The 6,000-nt window shown below is 46.2% G+C and carries 4 protein-coding genes; all 4 read left to right on the plus strand.

Annotation, left to right across the window (positions count from 1 at the left end; translation table 11 throughout):
- Positions 1–101 precede the first annotated feature (101 nt).
- Positions 102–2,399, plus strand: a complete 2,298-nt coding sequence (pflB, locus tag R7P36_RS13455; protein WP_206958080.1) for a formate C-acetyltransferase — start codon at positions 102–104, stop codon at positions 2,397–2,399.
- Between the two features lie 305 nt (positions 2,400–2,704).
- Complete coding sequence (gene rsxA / locus R7P36_RS13460; RefSeq protein WP_005380762.1) at positions 2,705–3,283, plus strand: electron transport complex subunit RsxA; 579 nt, start codon at positions 2,705–2,707, stop codon at positions 3,281–3,283.
- 3 nt (positions 3,284–3,286) lie between these two features.
- Positions 3,287–3,883 carry an electron transport complex subunit RsxB gene (rsxB, locus tag R7P36_RS13465; protein ID WP_005380760.1) on the plus strand — a complete coding sequence of 199 codons (597 nt, stop codon included), beginning with the start codon at positions 3,287–3,289 and terminating at the stop codon, positions 3,881–3,883.
- An 8-nt stretch (positions 3,884–3,891) separates the two neighbouring features.
- A partial coding sequence (gene rsxC, locus R7P36_RS13470) for an electron transport complex subunit RsxC (protein ID WP_318122179.1) occupies positions 3,892–6,000 on the plus strand: 2,109 nt, incomplete at its 3' end.

The following is a 6,000-nucleotide window of genomic DNA, read 5'->3' on the forward strand; positions in this document are numbered from 1 at the left end:
TTTACTCATGCCAAATAAATCCATACGATTAAAAGGGTTAAGAATGGTTCCGTCCTACTCGTCGCCTCCATTCTAATTATCAATAACTTAGGGATTTACTTATGACTATTCCGACAACTGACATGCTAGATGCATGGGCTGGATTTACTGCTGGTGAATGGCAAAACTCTGTCAACACTCGTGACTTCATCCAAAAAAACTATACACCCTATGAGGGAGATGAGTCTTTCTTAGCCGAGGTTAGCAAATCCACTTCAGCATTATGGAACCAAGTGCTTGAAGGCATAAAACAAGAAAGCCGCACACACGCCCCTATTGATTTTGACACAGACTTGCCCTCAACAATCACTTCCCACGATGCAGGCTACATCAACAAAGATCTGGAAAAGATCGTTGGCTTACAAACTGATCAACCGCTAAAACGTGCAATCATCGCCAATGGCGGGATTCGCATGGTAAAAAACTCGTGCGAAGTTTATGGCCGCGAGCTAGATCCAACGGTTGAAAAAATCTTCACTGAATACCGTAAAACTCACAACAAAGCGTGTTTCGACCTTTACACCAAAGAAATTCTAGCCTGTCGTAAATCCGGCATCATCACGGGCCTTCCTGATGCTTATGGCCGTGGTCGTATCATTGGTGACTATCGCCGTCTCGCCCTATACGGTATCGACTTCTTAAAAGCAGACAAAAAAGAACAATACAATTCAACACAAACGTTCTTAGAACAAGGCAACGATCTTGAGAAAACACTTCGTCTTCGCGAAGAAATAGCCGATCAAGTTCAAGCGCTTGAAGACATTCGTCAAATGGGTCTGAAATACGGCATTGATATGTCGCTACCTGCAAAAACTGCACAAGAAGCGATCCAATTTACCTACTTTGGCTACCTAGCGGCGGTTAAATCGCAAAACGGCGCAGCAATGTCACTGGGCCGTACTTCGACTTTCCTAGACGTCTATCTAGAACGCGATATAGCAAACGGTTTGATTGATGAATCACAAGCGCAAGAAATGATTGACCACTTCATCATGAAGCTACGCATGGTTCGCTTCCTACGCACACCAGAATACGATTCATTGTTCTCTGGCGACCCAATCTGGGCAACCGAAGCCATGGCTGGTATGGGCGTTGATGGCCGTACGCTAGTATCTAAAACGACATTCCGGTACTTACATACACTACATACTATGGGCCCTGCTCCTGAGCCAAACATGACGATTCTTTGGTCAGAGCAATTGCCTGAAGCATTCAAACAATATGCTGCAAAAGTGTCGATTGATACCTCTTCGGTTCAATACGAAAACGACGATCTAATGCGTCCTGATTTCGACAATGACGACTACGCGATTGCCTGTTGTGTGAGCCCGCAGGTTGTTGGTCAGCACATGCAATTCTTTGGTGCACGTGCCAACCTTGCAAAAGCGCTGCTTTACACCATCAATGGTGGTATCGATGAAAAATCGAAAGCGCAAGTGGGTCCGGTAGTGGACAAAGTTCAAGATGAAATTCTCGACTTTGACGCTTTGATGCCTCGTTTCGACAACATGTTGGAATGGTTAGCAACGCAATACGTCACAGCGTTGAACATCATCCATTACTCACATGACCGTTACAGCTACGAAGCATCACTGATGGCATTGATGGATCGCGACGTGCACCGCACCATGGCGTGTGGTATTGCAGGTCTGTCTGTTGTCGCTGACTCTTTGGCGGCAATTAAATACGCGACCGTGAAACCTGTTCGTGATGAAGATGGCATCGCCGTTGATTTTGAAATCGAAGGTGATTATCCAAAATTTGGTAACAACGATGCCCGTGTTGATGACATCGCTTGTGATCTAGTTGAGCGCTTCATGAAGAAAATTCAGAAGATGCACACCTACCGCGAAGCAGTGCCAACTCAATCGATTTTAACAATCACATCTAACGTGGTTTACGGTAAAAAAACGGGTAATACACCTGATGGCCGTCGCGCAGGTATGCCTTTTGGACCGGGTGCAAACCCAATGCACGGTCGTGATGAAAAAGGGGCGGTTGCGTCTCTGGCATCGGTTTCTAAATTACCGTTTGCTTACGCTAAAGATGGTATTTCTTACACTTTCTCAATTGTGCCGAGCGCATTGGGTAAAGATGACTTGAGTCAGAAGAAGAACCTAGCTGCGCTAATGGATGGTTACTTCCATCACGAAGCAAGCAACGAGGGCATTGCGATTGAAGGTGGTCAACACCTTAACGTCAACGTTCTGGACCGAGAGATGTTATTGGATGCGGTTGAACATCCAGAGAAATACCCTCAGTTGACGATTCGAGTGTCTGGTTATGCGGTACGTTTTAACTCTCTAACGACAGAGCAACAGCAAGACGTCATCACTCGTACCTTCACAAGTAAGATATAAACACAGTCCATCAAGCACTCAGAAAGTTTAAATAATTAGCTTGTAAATATGCGTTGCCCGCCTCTCTTTTCTACCTGGGAGAGGCGGGCTTTTTTTAAAATCACACATTAGATGAAAATTAATAGGTAGTATCCTCTCGCTAACAATACATTCAGCAAACGATTCAATTTCTTATTGATTCATCAAAATAGATCAAATAGACGACTATTTTTCCATCGTGTATGTAAAACCACATCGTTCACTGGTTGTTATTGGTGTCACAAAACACGATAATATCAAGATCGGATTTTAAGAACGTAATAACTATGACCGAATATGTTTTGTTGTTGGTCGGCACTGTGCTGGTGAACAACTTTGTACTGGTGAAGTTTTTGGGCCTATGTCCTTTCATGGGCGTGTCCAAAAAACTGGAAACAGCAATAGGTATGGGCTTAGCGACAACTTTTGTGCTAACGCTCGCGTCAGTGTGTGCGTATTTAGTGGAAAGCTACATCCTTCGTCCACTGGGTATTGAGTACCTTCGAACCATGAGTTTTATTTTGGTGATAGCCGTTGTGGTGCAGTTCACCGAAATGGTTGTGCACAAAACCAGCCCGACGCTTTATCGCTTGCTTGGCATTTTCTTACCGCTGATCACAACAAACTGCGCAGTATTGGGCGTGGCACTTCTTAACATTAATGAAAACCATAACTTTATTGAATCGATCATCTACGGCTTCGGCGCCGCTGTTGGTTTCTCATTGGTGTTGATACTTTTTGCATCCATGCGAGAGCGCATAGCCGCCGCCGACGTTCCTGTACCTTTTAAAGGTGCATCAATAGCAATGATTACAGCAGGTTTAATGTCACTCGCCTTTATGGGCTTTACAGGTTTGGTGAAGTAAGCGATGAGTACGATTTTAATTGCGATTATCGCGTTAGCGGTTCTGGCTGCGATTTTCGGCGCGATACTTGGTTTTGCTTCTATTCGCTTTAAAGTTGAAGCGGACCCTATTGTGGATCAAATCGACGCCATTTTACCGCAAACTCAATGCGGTCAATGTGGCTACCCTGGTTGCCGCCCTTATGCTGAAGCAATTGCAAATGGCGACCACATCAACAAATGTCCACCTGGTGGTCAGGCAACAATCGAAAAGCTCGCCGACTTAATGGGTGTTGAGCCAGAAGAATCTGCGCACGATCTCGACAGCAAAATTCCAACCGTTGCGTTTATTCATGAAGACATGTGTATTGGCTGCACTAAGTGTATTCAGGCGTGTCCGGTGGATGCAATTGTAGGCGGAACAAAGGCGGTCCATACCGTAATCAAAGACGAATGTACGGGCTGTGACTTGTGTGTTGCCCCATGTCCGACTGATTGTATTGAAATGATTCCTGTGGCAACGACCACAGAAAGCTGGAAGTGGCAACTTCACTCCATTCCGGTACTTAACATTACGGATGCTGCCGACAATGCAGCGAACGTGAAAGATTCAATTAAGTAAGGTTTCACATGTTGTCTTTGATTGAACAAATTCGTACAGGCGCGCTTTGGGATTTCCCAGGTGGTGTGCATCCGGCAGAAAATAAAAAGCAGTCCAACAAAACTGAACTCGCTCATGCGGCTATCCCGTCAGAAATTGTATTGCCGCTAAAACAGCACATTGGTAAAGCGGGTAACCTACTGGTTGCCGAAGGTGACTACGTATTAAAAGGTCAGCCATTAACGCAATCGGAGACCGGCTTTACGGTTCCAGTGCATGCTCCAACATCAGGTACGCTCACCGCGATTGAGCCACGAACTGTCGCGCACCCTTCTGGGTTAAGTGAGTTGTGCGCAGTCATCACGCCTGATGGGAAAGATGCATGGTGTGAAAGAAACCCCGTCGCAGATTACCAACAAGAAACCCCTGACGCACTGATTGATATTATTCGTCTCGCTGGTATTTCTGGTATGGGTGGCGCAGGCTTCCCTACTGCAAAAAAAATCCAATCAGGTTTTGCTCGTACCGAGATTCTTATCGTTAATGCAGCAGAGTGCGAGCCATACATCACGTCTGATGACAAGCTCATGCAAGAACATGCCGAAGAGCTTATTCAAGGTATCGAAATTGTCGAACATATCCTGACACCAAAGCTCACGATTATTGGCATTGAAGACAACAAGCCAGAAGCAATCAAAGCGCTAGAAGCTGCGGCTATAAACAAAGATATCGTTATTCGCGTTATCCCGACTAAATACCCTTCTGGCGGTGAAAAACAGCTGATCAAAATTTTAACCAATAAAGAAGTACCAAGTGGCGCGATTCCAGCCGATATTGGTATTTTGGTTCAGAATGTTGGTTCTCTTTACGCTATAAAACGCGCAGTCATCGACGGTGAACCGATGATAAAGCGCATCGTGACTCTCACTGGTAAAACCTTCAAACAACCACGCAACGTTTGGGCATTGTTAGGGACACCAGTACAAGCACTGTTGGATGAGTTTGGCTATAAAGCAGATAAGAAGTTACAGCGTTTAATTATGGGTGGGCCAATGATGGGCTTTACCCTTCCTCACTCCCAAGTGCCGATTACCAAGACAGCAAACTGTATCCTTGCTCCGACTCGTCGTGAGATCTCTCCGCACCAGTATGAGATGGAATGTATTCGCTGTAGCCAATGTGCAGAAGCGTGCCCTGCTTCGCTGCTGCCTCAACAACTGCAATGGCATGCAAAAGCTGAAGAGTATGACAAACTCGAAGAATTAAACTTAAAGGATTGTATCGAGTGCGGCGCTTGTGCGTTTGTATGTCCAAGTGAAATTCCGCTCGTACAGTACTACCGCCAAGCGAAAGCAGAAATTAGAACTAGAACACAAGAAGCGGAAGCTGCAGAGCGAGCAAAACTGCGTTTTGAAGAGAAAAAAGCGCGTATGGAACGCGAAAAAGCAGAACGTGAAAATCGCTTCAAGAAAGCTGCCGATCAGCGCCGTAAAGAGATGAAGTCTTCTGGCGGCGATGATGCGATAGCAGCAGCAATCGCACGAGTGAAAGCTCAAAAGACAGAAACCACAGAAAAAACAGAGCCAGCAGTAAAACCAGCCGTAGCGGCAGCCATTGCCAAAGCGAAGGCGAAACAAGCGGCAGCAGCTAAAGCAGGCTCTAGTGAACCTGATAACTCAGAAATGGCAAAACTGCGCGAAGAACGCAAACGTCTTGCTCGCGAACGGAAAGCGCAAAAAGAACAAGGCGAAACGCCAGACAATAACGCTGATGATAAAAAGTCGGCAGTTGCGGCCGCCATCGCCCGAGCTAAAGCGAAAAAAGCACAACAAGAAGATTCAACTGAATCTGTAGAATCGGAAACGTCTACACAGCAAGACAGCGATCCGAAGAAAGCCGCGGTTGCGGCTGCCATTGCACGTGCCAAAGCACGTAAAGCGAAGCAAGCAGACTCAACTGAAGCGGAAGAAGCTGACGCACCTGCTGAGCAAACCGACGATCCGAAAAAAGCCGCAGTTGCCGCTGCAATTGCTCGAGCCAAAGCGCGCAAAGCGAAGCAAACAGACTCAACCGAAGCGGAAGAAGCTGACGCACCTGCCGAGCAAACCGACGATCCGAAAAAAGCCGCCGTGGCTGCT

Source organism: Vibrio sp. 397, assembly GCF_033339395.1.
In the GTDB taxonomy this organism is placed as follows: domain Bacteria; phylum Pseudomonadota; class Gammaproteobacteria; order Enterobacterales; family Vibrionaceae; genus Vibrio; species Vibrio alginolyticus.